Annotated in this window: 20 protein-coding genes and 4 pseudogenes; 10 read left to right on the forward strand and 14 right to left on the reverse strand. The window is 40.4% G+C overall.

Annotation, left to right across the window (positions count from 1 at the left end):
• Nucleotides 1–479, forward strand: a pseudogene (gene mutM / locus BHE89_RS05590) (DNA-formamidopyrimidine glycosylase); the annotation flags it as partial.
• Here the strand turns inward: mutM and coaD are convergent.
• The 6 genes from coaD to rfaQ form a co-directional block, all read right to left on the reverse strand.
• Nucleotides 476–961 (reverse strand): pantetheine-phosphate adenylyltransferase, encoded by a 486-nt coding sequence (gene coaD / locus BHE89_RS05595; protein WP_069366886.1) that lies wholly within the window; start codon nt 959–961, stop codon nt 476–478. The pseudogene mutM and the gene coaD sit on opposite strands and share 4 nt — an antisense overlap.
• On the reverse strand, nt 951–1,733 hold the full coding sequence (locus BHE89_RS05600; RefSeq protein WP_069366885.1) for a glycosyltransferase family 2 protein: 783 nt from the start codon (nt 1,731–1,733) through the stop codon (nt 951–953). The genes coaD and BHE89_RS05600 overlap by 11 nt, the downstream gene beginning before the upstream one ends.
• Nucleotides 1,733–3,010 carry a lipid IV(A) 3-deoxy-D-manno-octulosonic acid transferase gene (waaA, locus tag BHE89_RS05605; RefSeq protein ID WP_069366884.1) on the reverse strand — a complete coding sequence of 426 codons (1,278 nt, stop codon included), beginning with the start codon at nt 3,008–3,010 and terminating at the stop codon, nt 1,733–1,735. Before waaA ends, BHE89_RS05600 begins: the two co-directional genes overlap by 1 nt.
• An 81-nt stretch (nt 3,011–3,091) precedes the next feature.
• Nucleotides 3,092–4,195 (reverse strand): glycosyltransferase, encoded by a 1,104-nt coding sequence (locus BHE89_RS05610; RefSeq protein WP_069366883.1) that lies wholly within the window; start codon nt 4,193–4,195, stop codon nt 3,092–3,094.
• Complete coding sequence (locus BHE89_RS05615) at nt 4,192–5,325, reverse strand: glycosyltransferase family 4 protein (protein ID WP_069366882.1); 1,134 nt, start codon at nt 5,323–5,325, stop codon at nt 4,192–4,194. Before BHE89_RS05615 ends, BHE89_RS05610 begins: the two co-directional genes overlap by 4 nt.
• Entirely contained in the window at nt 5,325–6,392 is a 1,068-nt protein-coding gene (gene rfaQ, locus BHE89_RS05620) for a putative lipopolysaccharide heptosyltransferase III (protein ID WP_069366881.1), read from the reverse strand. The genes BHE89_RS05615 and rfaQ overlap by 1 nt, the downstream gene beginning before the upstream one ends.
• 159 nt (nt 6,393–6,551) lie before the next feature.
• On the opposite strand from rfaQ, the gene BHE89_RS05625 reads away from it, so the two are divergent.
• Together BHE89_RS05625 and BHE89_RS05630 are read left to right on the forward strand one after the other, a co-directional pair.
• Entirely contained in the window at nt 6,552–7,517 is a 966-nt protein-coding gene (locus BHE89_RS05625) for a polysaccharide deacetylase family protein (RefSeq protein ID WP_069366880.1), read from the forward strand.
• A gap of 1 nt (nt 7,518) precedes the next feature.
• Nucleotides 7,519–8,595, forward strand: a complete 1,077-nt coding sequence (locus tag BHE89_RS05630) for a glycosyltransferase family 9 protein (RefSeq protein ID WP_069366879.1) — start codon at nt 7,519–7,521, stop codon at nt 8,593–8,595.
• 20 nt (nt 8,596–8,615) lie between these two features.
• Here BHE89_RS05630 and rfaC read toward each other — a convergent pair whose 3' ends face one another.
• From rfaC to rfaD, 3 genes are read right to left on the reverse strand one after another with little or no spacing between them, the layout of a single operon-like run.
• Complete coding sequence (gene rfaC, locus BHE89_RS05635; RefSeq protein ID WP_069366878.1) at nt 8,616–9,575, reverse strand: lipopolysaccharide heptosyltransferase RfaC; 960 nt, start codon at nt 9,573–9,575, stop codon at nt 8,616–8,618.
• Nucleotides 9,572–10,624, reverse strand: coding sequence for an ADP-heptose--LPS heptosyltransferase RfaF (gene rfaF, locus BHE89_RS05640; protein WP_069366877.1), 1,053 nt, complete (start codon nt 10,622–10,624; stop codon nt 9,572–9,574). Before rfaF ends, rfaC begins: the two co-directional genes overlap by 4 nt.
• A 9-nt stretch (nt 10,625–10,633) precedes the next feature.
• A complete protein-coding gene (gene rfaD / locus BHE89_RS05645) occupies nt 10,634–11,572 on the reverse strand; it encodes an ADP-glyceromanno-heptose 6-epimerase (RefSeq protein ID WP_069366876.1) in 939 nt (312 codons plus the stop codon).
• A gap of 272 nt (nt 11,573–11,844) precedes the next feature.
• On the opposite strand from rfaD, the gene BHE89_RS05650 reads away from it, so the two are divergent.
• Both BHE89_RS05650 and tdh read left to right on the forward strand, forming a co-directional pair.
• Nucleotides 11,845–13,044, forward strand: coding sequence for a glycine C-acetyltransferase (locus BHE89_RS05650; RefSeq protein WP_069366875.1), 1,200 nt, complete (start codon nt 11,845–11,847; stop codon nt 13,042–13,044).
• A 9-nt stretch (nt 13,045–13,053) separates the two neighbouring features.
• Nucleotides 13,054–14,079: an L-threonine 3-dehydrogenase gene (gene tdh, locus BHE89_RS05655; protein WP_069366874.1), complete on the forward strand. Its 1,026-nt coding sequence runs from the start codon at nt 13,054–13,056 to the stop codon at nt 14,077–14,079.
• Between the two features lie 143 nt (nt 14,080–14,222).
• On the opposite strand, the gene BHE89_RS05660 is transcribed toward tdh, so the two are convergent.
• The 3 genes from BHE89_RS05660 to rimO all read right to left on the reverse strand — a co-directional run bounded on the left by BHE89_RS05660 (nt 14,223) and on the right by rimO (nt 17,940).
• Nucleotides 14,223–15,101: a divergent polysaccharide deacetylase family protein gene (locus tag BHE89_RS05660; RefSeq protein ID WP_128860342.1), complete on the reverse strand. Its 879-nt coding sequence runs from the start codon at nt 15,099–15,101 to the stop codon at nt 14,223–14,225.
• Between the two features lie 2 nt (nt 15,102–15,103).
• Complete coding sequence (gene envC / locus BHE89_RS05665) at nt 15,104–16,396, reverse strand: murein hydrolase activator EnvC (RefSeq protein WP_069366917.1); 1,293 nt, start codon at nt 16,394–16,396, stop codon at nt 15,104–15,106.
• Between the two features lie 215 nt (nt 16,397–16,611).
• The gene (rimO, locus tag BHE89_RS05670) at nt 16,612–17,940 is read right to left on the reverse strand and encodes a 30S ribosomal protein S12 methylthiotransferase RimO (RefSeq protein WP_069366872.1); all 1,329 of its coding nucleotides are present in this window, start codon (nt 17,938–17,940) and stop codon (nt 16,612–16,614) included.
• A gap of 359 nt (nt 17,941–18,299) precedes the next feature.
• Here rimO and BHE89_RS05680 point away from each other — a divergent pair.
• The 5 genes and pseudogenes from BHE89_RS05680 to BHE89_RS05700 all read left to right on the forward strand — a co-directional run bounded on the left by BHE89_RS05680 (nt 18,300) and on the right by BHE89_RS05700 (nt 21,775).
• Nucleotides 18,300–18,738, forward strand: a pseudogene (locus BHE89_RS05680) (rhodanese-like domain-containing protein).
• A gap of 69 nt (nt 18,739–18,807) precedes the next feature.
• Nucleotides 18,808–19,278 carry a protein-export chaperone SecB gene (secB, locus tag BHE89_RS05685; RefSeq protein ID WP_006534205.1) on the forward strand — a complete coding sequence of 157 codons (471 nt, stop codon included), beginning with the start codon at nt 18,808–18,810 and terminating at the stop codon, nt 19,276–19,278.
• A pseudogene (gpsA, locus tag BHE89_RS05690) lies at nt 19,278–20,295 on the forward strand (NAD(P)H-dependent glycerol-3-phosphate dehydrogenase). The gene secB and the pseudogene gpsA overlap by 1 nt, the downstream one beginning before the upstream one ends.
• Nucleotides 20,296–20,393: 98 nt before the next feature.
• Nucleotides 20,394–21,215 (forward strand): serine O-acetyltransferase, encoded by an 822-nt coding sequence (gene cysE, locus BHE89_RS05695; RefSeq protein WP_069366869.1) that lies wholly within the window; start codon nt 20,394–20,396, stop codon nt 21,213–21,215.
• The gene (locus BHE89_RS05700) at nt 21,215–21,775 is read left to right on the forward strand and encodes a serine acetyltransferase (protein ID WP_069366868.1); all 561 of its coding nucleotides are present in this window, start codon (nt 21,215–21,217) and stop codon (nt 21,773–21,775) included. The genes cysE and BHE89_RS05700 overlap by 1 nt, the downstream gene beginning before the upstream one ends.
• A 68-nt stretch (nt 21,776–21,843) precedes the next feature.
• On the opposite strand, the gene trmL is transcribed toward BHE89_RS05700, so the two are convergent.
• Both trmL and BHE89_RS05710 read right to left on the reverse strand, forming a co-directional pair.
• Complete coding sequence (gene trmL / locus BHE89_RS05705; protein ID WP_069366867.1) at nt 21,844–22,347, reverse strand: tRNA (uridine(34)/cytosine(34)/5-carboxymethylaminomethyluridine(34)-2'-O)-methyltransferase TrmL; 504 nt, start codon at nt 22,345–22,347, stop codon at nt 21,844–21,846.
• Between the two features lie 11 nt (nt 22,348–22,358).
• Nucleotides 22,359–23,526 (reverse strand): annotated as a pseudogene (locus BHE89_RS05710) (nucleotide sugar dehydrogenase).
• Between the last annotated feature and the right edge of the window lie 21 nt (nt 23,527–23,547).

The raw sequence follows: 23,547 nt of genomic DNA on the forward strand, positions 1-23,547 counted from the left end.
GTGCGAAGATTTAGCCACAAGCTCGGTATTAGCCCATTTAGGGCCAGAGCCGCTTTCGGATGAATTTAATGCTGAATATCTCTATCAACAATCGAAAAATAAAAAAAACAGCCATAAAACCATGGCTAATGGATAATAAATTAGTGGTGGGTGTCGGTAATATTTATGCTAACGAAGCGCTATTTTCATCGGGGATTATGCCAGATAGAAAAGCCAGCAGTTTAACGCAAGAAGAGTGTGAGGTTCTGGTAACGGCGATTAAGCGAGTCTTAACCCGCTCCATTGAGCAAGGGGGAACAACACTTAAAGATTTTCTGCAGTCTGATGGTAAACCGGGTTATTTTGCGCAAGAGCTATTTGTTTATGGTCGTAAAGATAAACCTTGTTTGATTTGTGGACATGCTATTGAAAGTATCAAACAAGGGCAACGTAGCACATTTTTCTGCCGACATTGCCAACATGGTGAAACTGAGCGCTAAATTTTACCCAGTTTTTTTAGCATGGCGGTGGTGACGACTTCAGGTAAAAAGGTTGAGACATCACCATCATGGCGTGCTACATCTTTAATTAAAGATGAAGAGACAAATGAAAGATTTTGAGATGGCAATAAAAATACACTATCAAGATCGGGTGCAAAATGTCGATTCATATTGGCGAGTTGCCATTCATATTCAAAGTCAGAAACGCTGCGGACACCACGAATTAAAATGGTTGCTTGTTGTTGCTTAGCAAAATTCGCCATTAGTTCACTAAACCCCACCACTTCAACATTGGATAAATGGCTTGTGACTTCTTTTGCTAAATTAACGCGCTCTTCTAAAGTAAACATCGGGTTTTTACGAGCACTATCGGCAATTGCTAATAAAACGGTATCAAACATACCAGCCGCACGCGTTAAAATATCAATATGACCATAAGTGATAGGATCAAAGGTTCCGGGGTAGATAGCTTTATTTTTCATGATTGATCGTCTTTTGGCTGAGTTCCCATAAAGAAGCATATTTATTAAAGGTATACTGTGCGTTAACAAATGCCAGTATTAATCCCTGTTTTCCATCTAAAAACCCCATTCTTAACAACCATGTCTTAAAAAAAGCGCCTACGGTATGGCTTAAAATTGAGCCGAAACTGACTTTTTTACCTTGTTGATGGCGTTCTTTTGCCCATTCGGTAGCATATTTTAGCTGTTTTTGCTGAAACGCCATAAGATCGCGGCAAGTAAGATGCAGAAGATCACCTTGTAAGGTTTTAACGGTCGCGCCTTGGGTTTCTAATGATTCATGAACTAAATTGTCGTTATATTGGTAATGTTCACGAGCATATAAACGGGTCACTTTATCGGGATACCAACCGCTGTGTTTCATAAACCGCCCCATAAATAAATTACGGCGAGCGCAGTTATAAACAACATGTTGCTCTTCAGGCTGTTGTAATACAGTTTGAATGCTCGTTTTTAGTTCAGGTGTGACACGCTCATCACTATCAATCATAAAAATATAATCGCCAGTGGCATATTGTTGCGCCAGTTGACGTTGTTTACCAAAACCTGGCCACTCACTGTTGACAAAGACTTTCGCCCCTCTCTCTGTCGCAATACGACACGTATCATCTTGGCTACCTGAATCTAACACAATGATTTCATCAGCCCATTGTACAGAGTCTAAGCACTCGCCAATGACATCAGCGACATTTTTACTGATCATCACCACAGAAAGGCGCTGACTTTGGCTCATTAGTGACTCCGAGGGGGAAGATAAGGTGAAAGTAAGGTAAGTAAACGCAGTAATGCCCCTTGATTCTCATGAAGCACTTCAACAGCGTGGCGACCATAGTAACGACGATAATCTTCATCATTAAGTAGTGAGGCAATAGCTGTTGCCATGGATCCACTGTCTGTTACAGTAATTAACCCTTCTGCTTGATCAAGTTTGGCACAGATATTTTTAAAATTAAAAGTATGGGGCCCCATAATCACAGGGATAGCGTGAGCGGCGGCTTCTAACGGATTATGACCTCCACGCTCAACCAAACTCCCCCCAACAAAGGCTAAATCTGCAATACCATAGAGCAACATCAGCTCCCCCATCGTATCGCCAATAACCACTTGGGTTTGTGTATCAGGTACAGCATCCGTGCTTCGTAAGGTATATTTTAATCCTGCTTCGCGTGTTAACTGTTCCGCTTTAGGAAAACGCTCTGGGTGGCGAGGCACTAAAATGAGCAAAAGCTGCGGAAACTGGGTCAGTAGCTTTTTATGTGTCTCTAAAATAATGGTTTCTTCACCTTCATGGGTGCTCGTTGCTATCCAAACTGGGCGATGAGCAGCCCATTGGCGACGTAACGCAACGGCTCTAGCGGCTAATTCTGGAGTGACAGAGATATCAAATTTTAAGCTACCCGTGACATGTAAATGCGAACGTTTGAGCCCTAACTCGATAAAACGTTCACCATCTTCCTGATTTTGAGCGGCAATTAAGGTGATTTTTTGGAGCATCGTTTTGACAAAACTGCCTAATTTCTGATAACCCGCCGCAGAGCGTTCAGATAAACGGGCATTAGCGATAATCAACGGGATTTTTCGTTGATGCAGTTTTGAAATTAGATTAGGCCATAACTCCGTTTCCATAATGATCACCAGTTTCGGGTCAACTGTATTAAGAAAACGATTAACTGACCCCGGTAAATCATAAGGAAGATAGACATGATACACATCATCACCAAATGCAGAACGAACTCGCTCTGAGCCAGTTGGTGTCATGGTAGTGACCGTAATAGGTAAATCAGGATAGTGATGACGTAGAGCGCGAACAAGTGGTACTGCGGCGAGTGTTTCACCGACAGAAACGGAATGTAACAATATCCCTTGAGGCACGACTTTGCCTTTGCAAAAGCCATAGCGTTCTCCCCACCGTTTACGGTAGGCGGGTGCTTTACGGCTACGTAATAAAAGACGTAACCAAATTAGAGGTTGAATAAGGTAAAGAAGTACCTGATATAAACGCAACAACATGCTATCAAATTCACTTATCTAAACGAACGCTTATAGTATCACACTGTGTGGGATAAAGTGTGTAAAACAAGTAAGCACGGATTAAGGAATTAAAGCGATATACTGCTTTAAAATATGGTTTAGTTCAAATTTTGCATAGGATGACGGCAATATTTGAGGTGGTGAATAATATGCAAGACGAAGTTTTTCTGCGAGAGCGTTGCTATCCATGGTAGAGAGGTAATCAGAAAGTTCGTCTGTCATAATTTCGCTGACTCCACCCGGGCATCGAGTACTGACAATAGGTGTTCCGCAAATTAAAGCTTCAATTAACACCGTAGGAAGTCCTTCACTATCAGAACTTAATGCGACGACTTTCGCATCTTTAATCGCAGGGAGCGGATTAGAGATAAAGCCAGCGAGTACAACCTTTTGTGTTAGGTTGAGTTGTGCTATTTGTGCTTCTAATTTTTGTTTAATTGCAGGCATTCCTTCACCTAAAAGGATTAATTGGCAAGGTAAATCTGCTTTAGCAAAGGCTTCAATTAATCGGTCTTGTCTTTTTACTTCATGTAGTCGACCTACATGTAAAATATACTCTTGTTGAGTAAATGGATTCGGAAGGGTGGCTTTTTGTTGTATTTCTTCAATATTAAAAGGGTTATAGATAGTTTTTAATTGACGAGCATGAATACCAATTGCATTGATTAAATCATCTTTAACTGCATTAGAGACACAAACGAGATTTTTATCTTTGTAAACCCGTTGAATTTTGGTTTTTTTCAACCAATATGAAAATCCTGATTTATTGCCAAGATAAGATTGAGAGTAAATGCCATGAATACAGTACCAAACATTACATTTTTTTAGTTGTTTGGCGCGACAAACAATACGGTCTGTTTTATGTAAGTTTGAAAGAACAAGTGCTGGACGCCCTTTTTTAGCAAAAAGTTGTGTCAGTACATTATCAAGTGATTTTGCTCTGCGCGAGATTTCTGTCAATTTCCTGAAAATACCACGATAGTTATCATGATCAACAATATAATCAATAAAATCAGGTAGTTCATACGCTAATTTATTATGTAAGGATAGTAATGTGACTTGATATCCCGCTTGATGAAAGCCATTAGCTAACCTGAGCGTGACATTTTCAGCACCACCACCGGGTAATCCATCAATAATAAAAAGTATATGTTGTTGACTCACAAGGCTAATATCCGTTTATAAAGTGAAATAAGCTCGCCTGACAATCGTTGTGGTGTATAAGGGAGGATAGTCTCTCTTGCCACTTGTGACATTTCTGTCCACGCTGTATTTTTTGGGATCTGTACAATTGCATTAGTTAACGCTGAAATATCTAATGCATCACAAACAAATCCATTTTTACCATTTTGAATAAATTCTGCACCACCACAGGTTGTTGAGGTGATCACAGGTAAACCGCACGATAATGCCTCAAGAATAACATTAGGGAAAGGATCGTAAAGAGTAGGAAGAAGCAATGCATCCGCCATTTGATAAAAATCGAGCGTTTTTTTCTGCATACCTAAAAAGAAAATACGCTGTTTACAACTTAATTGTGTCGCGAGTTGTTCGTATTTTTGCTGATTTTTATCATTTCCAACAACTAACAATATCGCTGGTGTCTTTGCGATTGCTGAAATAGCAGCCGCTAACCCTTTACGTTCAAAACCTGATCCTACATAAATAAAGCAAGGCACATCTTGTGGAATATTATATTGCGTCTTTAATCTTTGTTTTTGAGAATTTGTCGCAGGTACGAAAACATTATGGTCAATTGCATTGTAAATGACAGTTATTTTATCGGCAGGGACACCAAAATCCTCAATAATCTCGTTTTTTACCATCTGTGAATTACAGATAACCTGTTTTAATGCCGGATCAGCATACATCTCTTTTTCTGCATTCATAACATAGCGATGGTATCTATCATAAAATAACCAACGACCTTTCCACTTCGGTAAAATTCGTTGGCGTTGTAATAACCATCGGCGATGTACACCATCACCCGCACGAAAAATATCACAACCAGCGATACGTTCATGACTCTGGACAATATCAAAATGATGTTCTTGCCAATATGCTCTAGCGGCTCTAGCGAAACCAGATTCTCGGCTAATTCGGCCTAATTTTCGAGGGTTACATAAATGAATATGCCAATCAGGGTGAGTTTCACCTTGCCATTCTCGCGTGATCACATTGAGTTCAAGATCATCGTGTGATAACGCATCTAATGCGCGGGCAATAAAGCGTTCTGCTCCACCATCAGGGCGATATTTTTGTCGAACAATGGCGAGTCGTAATGGGTGATTCATTAAGATAAATGCCTTATAGCTGTGTTGTAAACTACCTCAACAGGAATAGCAGAAAGATAACGTTGTTGGGTATCTGTTTTTATATGATCTGGGTGTGGAATATCGCCATAATTACCCGCCCATATTGTTTCACCTACCGCTTGCCAAGGGTGCCAATGTTCAAGTTTAGATGAGCCAAAAAGAGCTACTAAAGGCGTTTTGAATGCCGCAGCCATATGCATTGCGACAGAATCAACACCGATAAAAAGTCCTGCATTATCAATTAATACCGCAAGTTGAGATAAAGAGGTTTGCCCTGCTAAAACCGTTATCGCTTCTTTGTTTGGGCATTGTGCCAAAATTGTTTCTATCATCTCTAATTCTTTCGCTTCTGGGCCTGAAGTTAAAACCACGGAATAATGGCTTTGCTGAAGCGATGTAATTAAATTTGCCATTTTATCTTCATCCCAGCATTTGAAAAACCAGCGAGATGTTGGTTGTATCACGATATAGTTTTTAGGGAGATGATGTTTTTCAATCGTTTCAGTTAACCACTGTTTATCGGCTTCGCTATAAGCCATCATAACATCCGAAAGAAGAGGAATATTAAGTGGAGCAAGGATACTCAGATTTTGTTCAACCGTATGGAGTTGCCCATGATCAGCGGTAGAGACAATCATGTTATGACATTTTTGCCAAAACTGACTGTTTTTACGCTTTTCAAACTCAAAACCTAAACGAACCTGTGCTTTAGTGATTAAAGCAAAAATGGCCGCTTTCCATTGGTCGGCTAAATTTACCACGAGATCATAGTGTTGCTTTTGTAATGTTCGACCCAGTTGCCACTCTTTCTTGATACGAGTGAATTTACCTTGGTATTTCCAATTGCGATCCAGATAATAAATATTATTTATTAATGGATTATGCTCAAGCATAGGCAGTGTTTCTTTGTATAATAAAACATCAATCGTTGCATTAGGATAAGCTGATTTTAATGAGTGTATAACGGGTGTCGTTAATAACATATCTCCATGATGTTGGAGCTTTATAACCAGTATTCTATTAAATGATTGATTTATATTAGTCATAATTACTTTAGCTTGAGTGAGATATCTTGATTGTAAACAAAACAACTAAATGCATCCACAAAACCTAATCTATATTGATTGAATTGATGTTTTCTACTGCATACCATAGTATTAAATATAAATCAGTTAGCCTATTATCCATTAATTGGCAGGGTATGCATGAAAAAACCAGCATTTATTATCACATTAGATACCGAAGGCGATAATCTTTGGGAAAATGAGTGTAACCAAATTACCACTCAAAATACGCATTTTCTTCCCCGTTTTCAGCAACTTTGCGAACGTTTTCATTTTAAACCTGTTTGGCTAACAAATTACGAAATGGTGATGGATGAAGCGTATATCGAGTTTGCTCGCGATGTGATTGCCCGTAATACGGGTGAAATTGGTATGCACTTACATGCATGGAATAGCCCGCCACTCACGCCTTTAACCGATGATGATTTACGTTATCAGCCTTATTTAATTGAATACCCTAAAGCGCAAATGCGAGAGAAAATCGCATTAATGACCCACCTGCTAGAAGAGAAACTGCAAACTAAAATGTTAAGCCATCGTGCAGGTCGCTGGGCATTTAATGAGATTTATGCACAACTTCTGGTTGAATTTGGTTATCAAGTTGATTGCTCTGTCACACCTAAAGTGGATTGGCGTTTTACTAAAGGCGACCCCGCACAAGTGGGTGGTACTAATTACACTGATTTTCCAAGCCACGCTTATTTTATGGATCTCGATGATATCAGTAAAACAGGAAATTCAACGTTGCTAGAAGTGCCAATGAGTATTCAATATAAGCACTCGCCTTTAATGAATAAAGTGAAGCAGGGTTACGATAAATTAAGAGGCAAGCAACGAGCACCATCGGTTAATTGGTTACGCCCTAAAGGTGGTAATGCCCAACAGATGATTGAAGTTGCTGAAAAATCGTTAGCACAGGATCATGACCATATTGAGTTTATGTTGCATTCATCTGAATTTATGCCGGGTGGTAGTCCAACATTCCGAACTGAACAGGAAATCGAAGGGCTTTATGAAGATTTAGAAACATTATTTAGTTTCTTGTCAGATAAAGTACAAGGCATGACGTTAGCTGAGTATTATCAAAGTAAGGTGCAGGCAAAATAAGATGAAGTTAAAGAAATTAAAATGGGTGCATAACTTCCTAAATATGTATAACCCACTTTTTGGTAAGATGAAAAAAACAGAGACATTTTCATCGGACCTTCAATTTAACAGTATTCTTATTTTTTCTACGACAGCGCTGGGCGATTTTATGTTTAATACTCCCGCGATAAGAGCGATCCGAGCGCACTACCCTAATGCACATATTACATTGGTTTCCAGTGAGAAAAATAGGTTATTAGTTGAAAACTATGATCAAATAGATAGCGTAGTTTATTGGGATAATAAGATAAAAAATTTACTTCCCATTGCTTTACAGGCAAAAAAATACAAGCCTGAATTAGCGATAATTCTCCATTCTCATCTCCCTTATGATGTGTTATTTGCTGTGATGGCGGGCTGTCAGTATATTTTACGTAATACGTTTCACGTTATTCCTACATGGTTTCAAAAATGGATTGTTGCCGATCATCAGCCTTCGAATTGCCATGTTATTCAAAGCAAACTTAATATTATTCGCTATTTAGGGATAGATAGCACGGATACAAGGATGGAGCTTCCTTGTGATATAAAGCAATTAATTAAAAGTGAAAATGCTATTGTGGGCTTTCAGATGGGGGCATCAACGCAAGAGCGTAGATGGCCGGTTAAATACTTTGTTGAATTAGCGCAGAAGCTTATTGATAGTAAACCCACAATACAAATTAAATTAATAGGCTCTCCGAGAGAACTAGAATTACCTGAAGCCTTTTTTTCATTGTTACCAGAAAAATATCATAACAATATTGAAAACCTAATAGGTAAAACCTCATTACCTGATCTATTAAGCCAAATAAAAATAATGGATGTATTAGTCACAGGTGATACAGGACCTCTGCATTTAGCGATTACATTACAGCGCCCAACAGTGAGTTTATTTGCAACAGCCGATCCTAAATGGACGGGACCTTATCAAGATCTTCATTTACATACTATTATCAATAAGAAGCCGAGCCCAAATGAGGGCATTCAGGCATCAATGGATCTTATTACCGTTGATGAAGTTTTTGATGCCGTCAATCAAACCCTAAAAAACGAATAACCTTTTAGGGTTTAATTAGACTAAATATTGAGTGTCTTGATAATTTGTTGTGGGCTTATTTCTCTAATATCCCCACCTTCTGCTTTTATCGCCGTTTGGGCTTTACCGTAACCACCGATTAAACCGGGATCGGTAGGGCCAAACAAGGTGATATTCGGTTTATCTAATGCGGCAGTTAGATGGCTTAATCCGGTATCGACAGAGACGACACTTCTTGCCCCCGCAATCACTTGAGCAACATCCGCGAGTGACATTTTGGGCAAGACATCGACATAGTCAAAATCTGCGGCTAAACGCATAGCCCGTTGATACTCATGCTCTGCACCCCAAGGCAATTTAATACGTAATCCTGAATCAGCAAGTAGGGCGATTAATTCTCGCCAATAGGATTCTGGCCAATGTTTCTCATCACGTGTTGTTGCATGCAAGAATACTAAATAAGGGCGTTCATCAAAGGCGGGAAGAGCGAGAAAATGCGATGCTATCCCATAATCACCTTGAGATGGTGGAATGGGATAATTTAAGCTTAAGGCAAATAGTTGGCGAATACGTTCAACCGCATGCATTTTTTTACTGACATCGTGGCGAATATCGTAAAAGAAACTGGCTAAAGGCTCACGAGCACTTTGACGAGAATAGCCATGTTTAGTGCCTTTGGCATATCGAGTGACTAAAAAGGCGCTTTTCAGTAAACCTTGTGCATCAATCACGGCATCGTAATGATGCGCTTGTATAGTGCGACGAAATTGCGTACGTTCAGCACGAATAGGCGCACTAAACCAATTTTTACGCCAACGGCGTATTGCCACAGGAATAACCGTATCAACAGCTTGATGCCAGCTTGGAATTTGTGCAAAACCTTCTTCAACAGCCCAATCAAAACGGATCTCAGGGTACGCGTTTATAGCATCGGTTAATGCAGGTAACGTATGTAACACATCCCCCATGGAAGAGGTTTTAACAATTAATACCCGTTTCACGCTGATGGCTCCATTGACAGCAAATGTTCAAGCTCGGTAAACACCTTCTCGGGCTGAATATCAATTAAGCTTTGGTGATAGCCTTGTTCAGCATCCCCTTTACGCACTTTGTGATAACCCGTAATTAAACGGATCACACGCGCTTTATGGGATAACGGTGGCGTAAAATCAGGGCTACTTGGGCCGTAAAGGGCGACTAATGGGCGTTCCAACGCAGCAGCTACATGCATTAGACCAGAGTCATTACTGACGACAGCTTTACAAGATGCAATGAGGTTGACGGCTTGTTCAAGGCTGGTTTCGCCAGCAAGATTAAAACAGGCTTCACGCGCATCAGATGTTAGGGCTTGTTTTATCTCTTCGCCAGCCTCTTTGTCTTTTTGAGAGCCAAAAAGGAAAATCTGATAGCCTTGTTCAGCAATTAATTTCTGCGCTAAAGCAGCATAATGATAATGAGGCCAACGCTTAGCAGGACCAAATTCAGCGCCAGGGCAAAAACCAATTGCAGGGCGTTGGGTCGATAATGAAAATTGGCTCAATGTGGTAGAGATATCGCGTTCTGTAACGGATAACTTAGGCCAAAGCAGAGGTTGAGGTAAATCTGTCGCCTTTTGTACTTTTTGCTTGTCATAAGCTAGCGCGACATAGCGTTCAACCATCAAAGGAAATGCAGCTTTATCTAAAGGTCGCAAATCATTTAATAGACCATAACGCATCTCTCCGCGCCAACCTGTGCGTTTAGGAATATCTGCAAAGAAAGGGACTAATGCAGATTTAAACGAGTTAGGTAATACATAAGCATGCGTGTAACCATTATCTCTTAACTGTTTTCCTAAACGGCGACGTTCACCAATGGCTAATGCACCATGACCTAACGGCATAGGAATGGCATTATCTACTTCTGGCATCTTGTCTAATAATGGACGGCACCAAGCAGGTGCCATCACATCAATAGTTGCCGCAGGATGTAATGCTTTCAATGTACGATAAAGGCTTTGAGACATCATCATGTCCCCGACCCATGAAGGCCCTACCACAAAGATTTTCATAAACAGCGATTACTTACCTTGATTTAACCATTGCATATAAAGCTCTACGCCTTCAGCAACTGTTTTAAAAGGTGCGGTATAACCCGCTTTACGTAAATTCGTCAGATCAGCTTGAGTAAAGGCTTGGTAACGACCTTTTAATTTCTCTGGAAACTCAATATGTTCGATAGAGAGATCTTTATCTTTATGATGGGCAATAACGGCATCAGCAACAGCTTGGAATGACTCAGCGCGACCGGTACCACAGTTAAAAATACCGGATACATTATTGCGCCAGAACCATAAATTAACCGCAGCAACATCACCCACATAAATAAAGTCGCGTTGGAAGGTTTCGCTACCTTCAAATAATTTTGGATTTTGGCCTGCATTGACTTGGTTATTTAAATGGAATGCAACACTTGCCATGCCGCCTTTATGTCCTTCACGAGGGCCATAAACATTAAAATAACGGAAGCCACAAATCATCGATTCAGCTTCAGGTAAAATCTGACGTACATATTCATCGAATAAGAATTTTGAATAACCATAGACATTTAACGGTGCTTCGTATTTTCTCTCTTCAATAAAGTTATCTGTACGACCACCATAAGTAGCAGCAGAAGAGGCGTATAAGAAAGGAATTTGACGATCTAAACAGTAGTGGAGTAGCTCTTTAGAATATTGATAGTTGTTATCCATCATATATTTGCCATCCCACTCAGTGGTAGATGAGCAAGCGCCTTCATGGAAAACCGCATCAATATCGCCAAAATCATCACCAGCTACAATGCTAGCAATAAAATCTTCTTTATCCATGTAATCGGTAATATTCAGATCGACCAAATTCACGAACTTGGTGCCATCTTTAAGGTTATCAACAACCAATATATCGGTATAACCTTCATCATTTAATGCTTTAACAATATTGCTGCCGATAAAACCTGCACCGCCCGTGACGATAATCATGTGGCTACCCCTTCATATAAAAATCTAAAAATTAGCTCTAGGTCTATAATAACACTGAACAGCATTAACGGTAGTCTTCATCACAGAATAACAGGCTGAAAAAACGCTAAAAAACAGAGTGTGTATTAGTGATCTTAGTTACATAAATAACATTATTTATTTACATTTGTCGTTTTTAATAGGACAAAGGAATAGAATAAGAAACAATAACGACTACATTATAATCAAAAATGTATGTTACGTCTTTTCGCCCTGCGGTCTTAGGAGAAAGTATGTCCACCCACTCTTTCTATCAACAAATTAATCAACAACTCGAACAAACTCGTCAAGATGGCCTCTTTAAAAATGAGCGCATTATCACTTCTTCACAAAGTGCGGATATCGCGGTTGCTGATGGAAGCCATGTGATTAACTTCTGTGCTAATAACTATCTCGGTTTAGCCAATCATCCCAAACTGATTGAAGCGGCAAAAGCAGGAATGGATAGCCACGGTTTTGGTATGGCGTCGGTTCGTTTTATTTGTGGTACTCAAGATTCACATAAAACATTAGAAAATAAAATTGCAGAATTTTTAGGTATGGAAGATGCCATTTTGTATTCATCTTGCTTTGATGCGAATGGTGGATTATTTGAAACATTAATGGGACCTGAAGATGCGATTATTTCTGATGCCTTAAACCATGCTTCTATTATTGATGGTGTGCGTTTATGTAAAGCAAAACGTTATCGCTACGCGAATAACGATATGGCAGAACTGCGCACGCAACTTGAAAAAGCGAAAGCTGATAATGCTCGCCACATTATGATCGCCACTGACGGTGTATTTTCAATGGATGGTGTGATTGCCGACCTAAAATCTATCTGTGATTTAGCGGATGAATTTGGTGCTTTAGTGATGGTCGATGATTCGCATGCTGTGGGGTTTGTTGGTGCTCAAGGCCGGGGAACTCATGAGTATTGTGATGTGATGGGTAGAGTTGACATTATCACGGGCACTTTAGGTAAAGCATTAGGTGGTGCATCAGGTGGTTATACCGCAGCACGTAAAGAAGTGGTTGAATGGTTACGTCAACGTTCTCGTCCTTATTTATTCTCTAACTCGTTAGCACCTGCGATTGTCTCGGCCTCTATTGCGGTCTTAGATATGCTCAAATCAGGTGATGAGATCCGTGCTCGTTTATGGCGCAATGCTTCACTTTTCCGTGAAAAAATGAGTGCGGCGGGTTTTACATTGGCGGGCGCAGATCATGCCATTATTCCAGTCATGTTAGGAGAGGCTAAATTAGCCCAAGAGTTTGCAGCACGCTTACTTGATGAAGGGATTTATGTGACAGGATTTTTCTATCCTGTTGTACCGCAAGGACAAGCACGTATTCGTACCCAAATGTCGGCAGCACACACGACTGAGCAAATTGAGCGTGCAGTGGCGGCATTTATCAAAATTGGCAAAGAACTTAATGTGATTGCATAAGGTTACTCTATGAAAGCACTGTCAAAATTAAAAGCACAAGAAGGTATCTGGATGACTGATGTTCCAGTACCTGAGCTTGGTCATAACGATGTGATGATCAAAATTCGCAAAACAGCAATTTGTGGCACTGATGTTCATATTTATAACTGGGATGAGTGGTCACAAAAAACGATCCCTGTTCCTATGGTTGTCGGTCATGAATATATCGGTGAAATTGTTGCAATAGGGCAGGAAGTGAAAGGCTTTAATATTGGTGATCGTGTCTCGGGTGAAGGGCATATCACTTGCGGTCATTGTCGCAATTGCCGTGGTGGTCGTACACATTTATGTCGTAATACCATTGGTGTGGGTGTAAATCGCCCAGGCTGTTTTGCTGAATATCTGGTTATCCCTGCCTTTAATGCATTTAAAATCCCAGATAATATTTCTGATGAATTAGCCGCTATTTTTGATCCCTTTGGTAATGCTGTTCATACCGCATTATCTTTTGATTTAGTGGGTGAAGATGTGCTGGTTTCTGGCGCGGGTCCTATTGGGATCATGGCGGCTGCAATTTGTAAGCATGTTGGCGCTCGTCATGTGGTGATCACCGATGTTAATGAATATCGGCTTGATCTTGCAAGAAAAATGGGTGTTACCCGAGCCGTAAATGTCAGCAAAGAAAACTTAATCGATGTGATGAAAGAATTGGGTATGACAGAAGGCTTTGATGTTGGTCTAGAAATGTCAGGTGCGCCACCTGCGTTTCGTACCATGCTTAATACCATGAACCATGGTGGTCGTATTGCGCTGTTGGGTATTCCTCCTTCGGATATGGCTATTGATTGGGGACAAGTTATCTTTAAAGGACTGTTTATTAAAGGTATCTACGGTCGTGAGATGTTCGAAACATGGTACAAAATGGCGGCACTTATCCAATCGGGCCTTGATCTCTCGCCGATTATTACGCATCAATTTCCTATTGATGAATTCCAAAAAGGCTTTGATATCATGCGCTCAGGTCAATCAGGTAAAGTCATTTTAGATTGGCAGTAATATGCGGTAATTAAGCGAAAAAAGAGCCTTAATAGGCTCTTTTTTATTGCGTTATTTTTCAACTTCACCGATTTCTTCGTTCGGAGTAGGTGTATTCGGTATTTTCTTTTTTTTCTGATGCGCTAAATCCACGTGATAATGTATTAATTAGTGTACTTTTTTTTCATCGAGATAATTGCTTCTTGCGCGGGTTTTAACCAAGACGCAGGTTTTGGCGCTTTGGGTTGTTCTGTGGGTGGGATAACTTTAGGTGGTTCTGGTTGTATCGGTTTTTCTGTTTGTGGCTTTAATAGTGTACTCGGTGCAACCAGTTGAATATCAGCGGGTAATAAAGGTAACTGTTGTTGTAATGCGCTAACCGTTGAAGGATGAGGATGTCCGATAGCAATAGCGGAGCCGTTTTTTCGCGCTAAAGCTATCGCGCGATTAAGCTGTTGTCTGGTTTCGGCTTCTGTTTGTACGTTATCGAGAAAAACATGGCGACGTAAAGAGGGAACACCCGCCGCTTTTGCTGCAATGGCTGCTTGTGTATTACCAATGGTTACGCTATCTAAAAAATAGAGATTTGAGTGATTCAGCGCTTTAATGACTCTATCCATTGCTTGCCTATCGGATGTCATCGCACTGCCCATATGGTTATTCATACCGACAGCGTAAGGAACATTACTGATAGCATGCTGAATAATTCGATTAATTTCAGCCTGATCCATGGAAGGTTTGAGGGTATCACGCTCTAGTGGTTGTTTGCTAATGGGAGCCATTGGCATATGGATCAAAATTTCACGCCCTTGTGTATGTGCTTTAGTCGCCATTTCTTTACCATGAGGAGAATCAGGCAAAATGGCGATAGATACTGCTGTAGGAAGTTGTAAAACTTGGTTATCTTCTTTTTTCCGATAACCAAAATCATCAATTACAATGGCTAATTTTGCTGCAAACGCAGGCGTACTCACAACCAGACTTAGCAACATTAGACTAAGTAAAAAAGAGTGCTTGCGTTGTAATGTGCCAAGTAATTTCAAACCTACCTCCCAAGCCAAGGAACAGGGTTCACTGCTTTTCCTTGACGTCTGATTTCAAAATAGAGTGCTGAACGCTCTTGTCCACCACTGTTACCGACTAAAGCAATAGGTTGGCCTGCTTTAACTTGTTGACCCACATTCACTAAAGCACTTTGGTTATAACCATAAAGGCTCATATCACCTTTACCATGTTCAACCACAACCACTAAACCATAACCTTGAAGCCAATCGGCTAATAACACTCGCCCATCAGCAATAGCTTTTACTTCCGTACCTTGTGCCGCAGGTATTACAATACCTTTCCAACGTAATTCACCAGAGCCAGAAATAGATTCACCAAAACGGTGTAATAAAGTACCTCTGATTGGCCAAATCGCTTGTCCCGCAGGTTTACCTAAACCACCTGTACGTGACATCAATGACTGCTCTTCGGCGGTGGGTTTATAGGTTGAACCGCGCTGTTGGGCTTCCCGCTGTTTAGCTGCAATACGTGCCGCCTCTCGGGCTTCACGTTCTGCACGAGCTTTGGCTTCACGCTCTGCTTGAGCAATTTTATTTCTTAATTGCGCTTCGTTAGCTCGCATTGTCGCTAAGTTTTTCTGATCTGCTTTTAAGGTTGATTCAAGTTGAGTCAGTGTTTTTTGTCTAGCGGCTAATGCATTATCCAGCTTTTGTTTTTCTTGCTGTTGTTTGGTTAAGACTTGCTTTTGTTCGTTCTGTTTTGCTTGTTGCGCTGCTTTTTCGGCTTCAAGTTCTTTTGAGGTTTGCGCCAGCTCTGTCATTGTTTCTTTGCGAGCATCATTAATATAGCTGTAATAGGCTAAGATACGCTCTTCACGCTGACCTTCTTCACCACGAAATAAAAGCTCTATGCCTTGATGTTTACCTTGGCGATAAGCTGCATCCATTTGGCGAGCTAATAATTCTTGTTGAGACTGATACTGTTTTTGTAAGCGTGCAATATTTGCGGTAATGGTTTTTATCTCTTTACCCAATGTTTGTAAGCGGTTTTGGGTTTCATGCACAGAGCGACTCGCATTTGAAATTTGAGTTTCTTGCGTTTTTAACTGATTAAGAAGGGCTGTACGTTGTTTTTGTTGTTCTTGAACCTGTTTCTCTTTTTCTGCGATCGTGGTTTGTAGATCTTTTAGCTGATTGCGGTTATCCGTTAATGTGTTAGCAAAAACAGGGGACGCAGAAAAGAGAGCGGTGCTAATAAGCAACGTGATTAACGGTAAAGAAAATACACGATAAGACGGATGTGTTTTTTTTTGAAGATCCATTTTCTCTGCCATCTGACCCACGTACCTTTCATAACAGTTTGTAAGATTATTTCATGCCATAAAACAACTGACCAGCTAACATGAAATAAAGCCGAAATTTCAGATAATACCTAACAGGTAATCTATTCAATTAATAAGAGATTATAAAGCAATAATCATAGGAGAGAGGAAAAAAGCGGTTTTCTGTGTGACAGCGCAATAGAATATCACGCTGTCCACAAGAGAGATTATTCGACGATAGTACCCCAAAGGTCATATTCGTCTGCATGTTCAATAAGAACGCGGACGATTTGTCCCGGTTCTACATCAAATTGCTCATTGAGGTAAACCGCACCATCAATTTCAGGTGCATCAGCCATACTACGGCCAATCGCCCCCTCTTCATCCACTTCATCAATCATAACAAGCAACACTTTGCCGATTTTCTCTTGCAGGCGTTCCGTCGAAATTTGTTGCTGTAATTGCATAAAGCGGTGATAACGCTCTTCTTTCACGTCTTCAGGTACTTGATCCGCCAGTTCATTTGCTTTCGCCCCGTCAACAGGGCTGTATTTAAAGCAGCCTACGCGATCTAAACGTGCTTCCGTGAGGAAATCCAATAACATTTGGAAGTCTTCTTCTGTTTCGCCCGGAAAACCAACAATAAAGGTAGAACGTAAAGTTAATTCGGGGCAAATTTCTCGCCAGCGTTTTACGCGCTCTAAAGTACGTTCAACAGAGCCTGGACGTTTCATCAGTTTTAAAATTTTAGGGCTAGCATGCTGAAGCGGAATATCCAAATAAGGCAAAATTTTACCTTCTGCCATTAAAGGAATGACATCATCAACATGTGGATAAGGGTAAACATAATGTAAGCGAACCCAAATCCCTAATTTTGCCAGTTGTTCACATAAACTGACCATACTCGTTTTGACTGGCATTCCATCCCAAAAGCCGGTTTGATGTTTAGTATCAACACCGTAAGCCGAAGTATCTTGAGAGATAACCAGTAACTCTTTTACACCTGCATTAACTAATCTCTTGGCTTCACCTAATACTTCACCGATTGGACGACTATCTAGATCACCGCGCATTGATGGGATGATGCAGAATGTACAACGGTGATTACAGCCTTCAGAGATTTTTAAATATGCGTAATGGCGAGGCGTTAATTTTACACCCTGCTCAGGAACCAGGCTGAGAAAAGGATTGTGATCAGGTTTTGGCACATAGTGGTGAATATGAGATAACACTTGCTCATAACTATGAGGCCCTGTGATTTCGAGTACTTTAGGGTGCACTTCACGAATTTGGTTTTCTTTTGCACCTAAACAGCCAGTGACAATGACTTTACCGTTTTCATCGAGTGCTTCACCAATCGCTTCTAGCGATTCTTGTACTGCGCTGTCAATAAATCCACAGGTATTAACGATGACTAAATCAGCATCATTATAGGTAGGAACAACTTGATAACCTTCTGTACGCAGTTCGGTTAGGATACGTTCAGAGTCCACTAAATTTTTAGGACAACCTAATGAAACGAATCCAATTTTAGGCACTTGATTTGTTTGCGACATGCTCGTGTTCTCAATACTTTTAAATAAATAACAGATAGTTGTTGTATCTCAGACAGGTATAAATCTTACGTAAGATGGGCGATTTTATACGTAAGTAGCCACTATTAGGGATGCTGATTTATTAATAGCTTTCCTGAAGAGGGATCCTGTAGAGTAAAAAGGTAACGCCTTTTCATTCATCATTTTTTACGGAACCGGCGCTAATGGTACATAAATCCGTCAATAAAAAAAAATGATTGTTGAGAAACTTTCCGCAAAAATAGAAAGAGAAAAGCAGGAATAGGCTGTAATTGCGTCATGACAAAGGTATACTTTGGCTCTTTGATACTATTTTTAACCAACGAGAGTGATTGCATCCTATGCTGCAAGAAGTAATGCAATTTTTCAACCGGCACACCCTGTTAAGCTTTATCTGGATCGCGTTGCTGGTGGCGGTCATTGTATTGACCTTTAAAGGACTTTTTTTCTAAGACGAAAAATATTTCCCGTACAGAAGCGATTTCTTTGATAAATAAAGAGAATGCGGTGTGTGTTGATATCCGTAGCCGTGATGAATTCCGTAAAGGACACATCATTGATTCTATCAATTTAACGCCTTCTGAAATCAAAAATAATAATATTGCTGAGCTGGAGAAATATAAATCACAGCCAGTTATTGTTGTATCACCATCAGGTATTGAAGGTGCAAAACCTGCAGAAAGCCTAATTAAACTCGGTTTTGAAAAAGTCTTTATTTTAAAAGATGGTCTTTCAGGCTGGAGTGGTGAGAATTTACCACTGGCTAAAGGTAAAAAGTAACGAGCGGGCAGATTGAGTTCTATACTTACTGCTATTCAATTAATAAGGATATAAAAAGGTAAGATTATTATGTCAGAACAGCAAAACCAAGAGATGACTTTTCAAATTCAACGTATCTATACAAAAGATATCTCTTTTGAAGCGCCTAATGCCCCACAAGTTTTCCAAAAAGAGTGGCAACCTGAAGTTAAATTAGATCTGGATACTTCTTCTAATACTTTAGCTGAAAACGTGTATGAAGTTATTCTGCGCGTTACGGTAACTGCAACCATGGATAACGAAACGGCATTCCTGTGTGAAGTGCAACAAGCCGGTATCTTTACCGTTGAAGGTATTGAAGGCACTCAATTAGCACATTGCTTAGGTGCATATTGCCCTAACGTTCTGTTCCCTTATGCTCGTGAATGTATCACTAACTTAGTCAGCCGTGGTACTTTCCCACAACTGAACCTAGCACCCGTTAACTTTGACGCGTTGTTTATGAACTATTTACAACAGCAACAAACTGATGCGGCTAATGAAGGGGCTGAAGAAGCTTAATGAACGCTTCTATGACAGTTATCGGTGCCGGTTCATACGGCACCGCTTTAGCGATTACTTTAGCGCGCAATGGTCATGATGTTGTGCTTTGGGGGCATGATCCTCAGCATGTTGCAGCATTAGAACAAGCACGCTGTAATCAGGCATTTCTGCCCGATGTTTCCTTTCCTGATAGTTTATACATGGAAGCTTCTTTGCAAAAAGCGATAGAAGCCAGCCGTAATATTCTGGTTGTGATCCCAAGCCATGTTTTTGGTGATGTATTACAACAGATCAAACCCTTTTTACGTCAGGATGCACGTGTTGTTTGGGCGACAAAAGGACTTGAGGCTCATACTGGTCGCTTGTTGCAAGATGTAGCGCGTGAAGTATTAGGTAATGAAATCCCGCTCGCAGTGTTATCAGGTCCTACTTTTGCTAAAGAGCTTGCAGCCGGTCTACCTACTGCGATTTCTGTGGCATCAACGGATAATACGTTCTCTGAAGAGCTTCAACAGCTTTTCCATTGTGGAAAAAGTTTCCGAGTTTATAAAAATCCTGATTTTATCGGTGTGCAATTAGGTGGCGCGGTAAAAAAACGTGATTGCTATTGGTGCGGGTATGTCTGATGGTATGGGCTTTGGTGCCAATGCGCGTACAGCGCTGATCACCCGTGGTCTTGCTGAAATGAGCCGTTTAGGTAAAGCATTAGGTGCAGATGCTGCAACCTTTATGGGAATGGCGGGTTTGGGGGATTTAGTTTTAACCTGTACCGATAACCAATCTCGTAATCGTCGATTTGGTATGATGCTAGGTCAAGGTTTGGATGTTGATACGGCGCAAGAGAAAATCGGGCAGGTCGTTGAAGGTTATCGTAACACTAAAGAAGTGCGTGCATTAGCTGAACAGGTGGGTGTTGAAATGCCTATCACCGAACAGATCTACCAGATTTTATATCAGCATAAAGATGCCAAAGAAGCGGCATTATCTTTATTAGGTCGTGCAACGAAAGATGAGATAGACAGCAATCTGTTCTAAGTCTATTTTAGGTAGTTAGTTAGTTATTTATTTCTGTTTTAAACATAAGAAGCCTAAGTATTTACTTAGGCTTCAATGTAAAAAGAATGAGAGTGAGTATGTCGCTAGAAGAACTAAAAAGAGTCTGGGATCATATTAAAAATGAAGCAAGATGTTTGGCAGATTGCGAGCCAATTTTGGCGAGTTTCTTCCATGCGACATTACTCAAGCATGAAAACTTAGGCAGCGCCTTAAGTTATATGTTGGCGAATAAGCTAGCAACTCAAACTATGCCTGCAATTGCTGTGCGTGAGATTGTTGAAGAAGCCTATCGCAGTGATCATTCTATGATTGAATCGGCGGCTTATGATATTTCAGCTGTCCGTTTACGCGACCCCGCGGTTGATAAATACTCCACACCCCTGCTTTATCTAAAAGGTTTCCATGCCTTACAAGCTTATCGCATAGCGCATTGGTTATGGGGGCAAGATCGTAAAGCACTTGCTGTTTATCTGCAAAACCAGATTTCTGTGACTTTTGGGGTTGATATTCATCCAGCGGCACGCATTGGTCACGGTATTATGCTCGATCACGCAACAGGTATTGTGATTGGTGAAACGGCTATCGTAGAGAACGATGTTTCTATTTTACAATCTGTCACCTTAGGGGGAACCGGTAAAACGTGCGGTGATCGCCATCCTAAAGTGCGCGAAGGTGTAATGATTGGTGCAGGTGCTAAAATACTCGGTAATATTGAGATTGGTCGCGGTGCCAAAATTGGCGCGGGATCCGTGGTATTACATGAAGTACCGGCACATACTACGGTTGCGGGAGTACCGGCTCGCATTGTCGGTAAGCCGACCAGTGACAAGCCTTCACTCGATATGGATCAACACTTTAATGGTGTAGTACCGGGTTTTGAGTGTGGTGATGGCATTTAATGGCATTAACCAAAGTGACACTTTCTGAACTTAAGGTTTGTTTACACGCTGAATATATTGGCGATAACAAGCCTTTTAGTTGGATAAGACTTTTTCACCGCGTTTTTTTCTGCCAACGCTCACGTTATCTGTTTTGGTGGCGTGTCGCTCAATTCTTTTATTTCTCTAAAAACCGGTTTCTTAAAAAATTAGGTATTCGTATTGGTGCTAAAAATAATCGTAAATATTGCAACGATATCTCACTAAGAACGCGTATAGGAAAAGGTCTTTCATTACCACATCCCATAGGGATCGTACTGACTAATTACTGTCAGCTAGGAGAGAATGTAACGTTAATGCAAGGTGTGACTATCGGAGTAAAAGAAAAGGATGGCAAAGCGGATATTCGAGTTGGCAATCATGTTTATATTGGTTGTAACTCATCGATTATCGGTGGAGAGATAGAGATTGGTGATAATGCGGTAATTGGTGCTCATGCATTAGTCTTAAAGGATGTGGGAGAAGGGTGTCGGTATATTACAAAAGTCGTTGCTGAAATCAGGCAACCATCAGAGCAATAAATTAAGTTTTTAGCTATTTGAAATTGAAAAAGCGCTGATCATTATTTGTGATCAGCGCTTTTTGCATTTCAGTCTTTTAGTAATGCACCAGGATAACCTAATTGACGCCATGCTTCAAAAACCACAACGGCAACTGTATTTGACAGATTCATACTACGGCTATCAGCCAGCATTGGGACTCTGATTTTCTGCTGTGTTGGCATATTATCCAATACATAGGGTGGCAACCCACGCGTTTCAGGCCCAAACAGGAGATAATCGCCATCTTGATAGCTGACATTGCTATGTGCAGGTGTGCCTTTTGTCGTTAACGCAAATACACGGGCACCTGTCGGCGATTGTGCATTATCGGGGTTTAAACCTTCACTTTCTAAAAAAGCATAGTAATCGTGATGCTGTTTAATATCAGCAAACTCACGGTAATCAAGCCCTGCGCGACGTAGACGTTTATCATCCCAAGTAAAACCCAATGGTTGGATCAAATGGAGATGAAAGCCTGTGTTAGCACACAGGCGGATAATATTACCCGTATTCGGTGGAATTTCGGGTTCAAATAAGACGATATTGAGCATATAAAATCGGTTTAATCGTTACCAAAGAGGTCACGAGTATAAACTTTTTCTTCAACATCGTTTAGTGCTGATGACATTCTATTAGTAATAATGACATCAGACATCGCTTTAAACTCATTTAAATCACGCACTAATTTTGAGTTAAAGAAGGTGTCTTCTTTCATTTCTGGCTCATAAATCACTACTTCGATTCCTTTGGCTTTAATGCGTTTCATAATGCCTTGGATAGAAGAAGAACGGAAATTATCAGAGCCAGATTTCATAATTAAACGATAAACACCGACGATTTTGGGTGATTTAGCAATAATAGAGTCTGCAATAAAGTCTTTACGTGTGCGGTTAGCTTCAACGATGGCACTAATAATATTATTAGGAACAGAGTCGTAGTTGGCTAAGAGCTGCTTAGTATCTTTTGGTAAGCAGTAACCACCATAACCGAATGATGGATTGTTATAGTGATTACCAATACGCGGATCTAAGCAGACACCTTCGATAATTTGTCTTGAATTCAGTCCGTAAGATTCGGCATAGCTATCTAGCTCATTAAAGTAAGCAACACGCAGTGCTAAATAAGTATTAGCAAATAATTTAATCGCTTCGGCTTCTGTGGAATCAGTAAAAAGCACATCAATATCTTTCTTTAATGCACCTTGTTGTAAAAGGTCAGCAAATTTTTGTGCCCTTTCTGATTGTTCACCAATCACAATGCGAGAAGGGTATAAGTTATCGTAAAGTGCACGACCTTCACGTAAGAATTCAGGAGAGAAAATAATATTATCCGTATTATATTTTTCTCTCATTTCTTTGGTAAAACCAACAGGGATGGTTGATTTAATAATCATTGTCGTGGTTGGATTATATTCTAAAACATCACGGATCACAGACTCTACTGAGGAGGTGTTGAAATAGTTTGTTTTAGGATCGTAATCGGTTGGTGTGGCAATGATAACAAATTCGGCATCTTTATAAGCGAATTCTTTATCTAATGTTGCCGTAAAGTCGAGCTCTTTGGTTGCTAAAAACTCTTCAATTTCTTTATCTGTAATTGGAGAGATTTTTTTATTCAGTAATTCAACTTTTTCTTTTATTGATATCTAACGCAACCACTTTGTTGTGTTGGGAAAGCAGTATTCCGTTAGATAGACCGACATAGCCGGTACCGGAGATGGTGATTTTCATTTTTTATCCTAACATTATAAA

The sequence above is a fragment of the Shigella sp. FC1967 genome, from assembly GCF_001743005.1.
Lineage (GTDB): Bacteria > Pseudomonadota > Gammaproteobacteria > Enterobacterales > Enterobacteriaceae > Proteus.

What these genes read in the sequence shown, in the direction of transcription:
- coaD (WP_069366886.1), bottom strand. Translation starts at nt 961, where the DNA reads ATGAAAAATAAAGCTATCTACCCCGGAACCTTTGATCCTATCACTTAT.
- BHE89_RS05600 (WP_069366885.1), bottom strand. Translation starts at nt 1,733, where the DNA reads ATGAGCCAAAGTCAGCGCCTTTCTGTGGTGATGATCAGTAAAAATGTC.
- waaA (WP_069366884.1), bottom strand. Translation starts at nt 3,010, where the DNA reads ATGTTGTTGCGTTTATATCAGGTACTTCTTTACCTTATTCAACCTCTA.
- BHE89_RS05615 (WP_069366882.1), bottom strand. Translation starts at nt 5,325, where the DNA reads ATGAATCACCCATTACGACTCGCCATTGTTCGACAAAAATATCGCCCT.
- rfaQ (WP_069366881.1), bottom strand. Translation starts at nt 6,392, where the DNA reads ATGACTAATATAAATCAATCATTTAATAGAATACTGGTTATAAAGCTC.
- BHE89_RS05625 (WP_069366880.1), top strand. Translation starts at nt 6,552, where the DNA reads ATGAAAAAACCAGCATTTATTATCACATTAGATACCGAAGGCGATAAT.
- BHE89_RS05630 (WP_069366879.1), top strand. Translation starts at nt 7,519, where the DNA reads ATGAAGTTAAAGAAATTAAAATGGGTGCATAACTTCCTAAATATGTAT.
- rfaF (WP_069366877.1), bottom strand. Translation starts at nt 10,624, where the DNA reads ATGAAAATCTTTGTGGTAGGGCCTTCATGGGTCGGGGACATGATGATG.
- rfaD (WP_069366876.1), bottom strand. Translation starts at nt 11,572, where the DNA reads ATGATTATCGTCACGGGCGGTGCAGGTTTTATCGGCAGCAATATTGTT.
- BHE89_RS05650 (WP_069366875.1), top strand. Translation starts at nt 11,845, where the DNA reads ATGTCCACCCACTCTTTCTATCAACAAATTAATCAACAACTCGAACAA.
- tdh (WP_069366874.1), top strand. Translation starts at nt 13,054, where the DNA reads ATGAAAGCACTGTCAAAATTAAAAGCACAAGAAGGTATCTGGATGACT.
- envC (WP_069366917.1), bottom strand. Translation starts at nt 16,396, where the DNA reads ATGGCAGAGAAAATGGATCTTCAAAAAAAAACACATCCGTCTTATCGT.
- rimO (WP_069366872.1), bottom strand. Translation starts at nt 17,940, where the DNA reads ATGTCGCAAACAAATCAAGTGCCTAAAATTGGATTCGTTTCATTAGGT.
- secB (WP_006534205.1), top strand. Translation starts at nt 18,808, where the DNA reads ATGTCAGAACAGCAAAACCAAGAGATGACTTTTCAAATTCAACGTATC.
- cysE (WP_069366869.1), top strand. Translation starts at nt 20,394, where the DNA reads ATGTCGCTAGAAGAACTAAAAAGAGTCTGGGATCATATTAAAAATGAA.
- BHE89_RS05700 (WP_069366868.1), top strand. Translation starts at nt 21,215, where the DNA reads ATGGCATTAACCAAAGTGACACTTTCTGAACTTAAGGTTTGTTTACAC.
- trmL (WP_069366867.1), bottom strand. Translation starts at nt 22,347, where the DNA reads ATGCTCAATATCGTCTTATTTGAACCCGAAATTCCACCGAATACGGGT.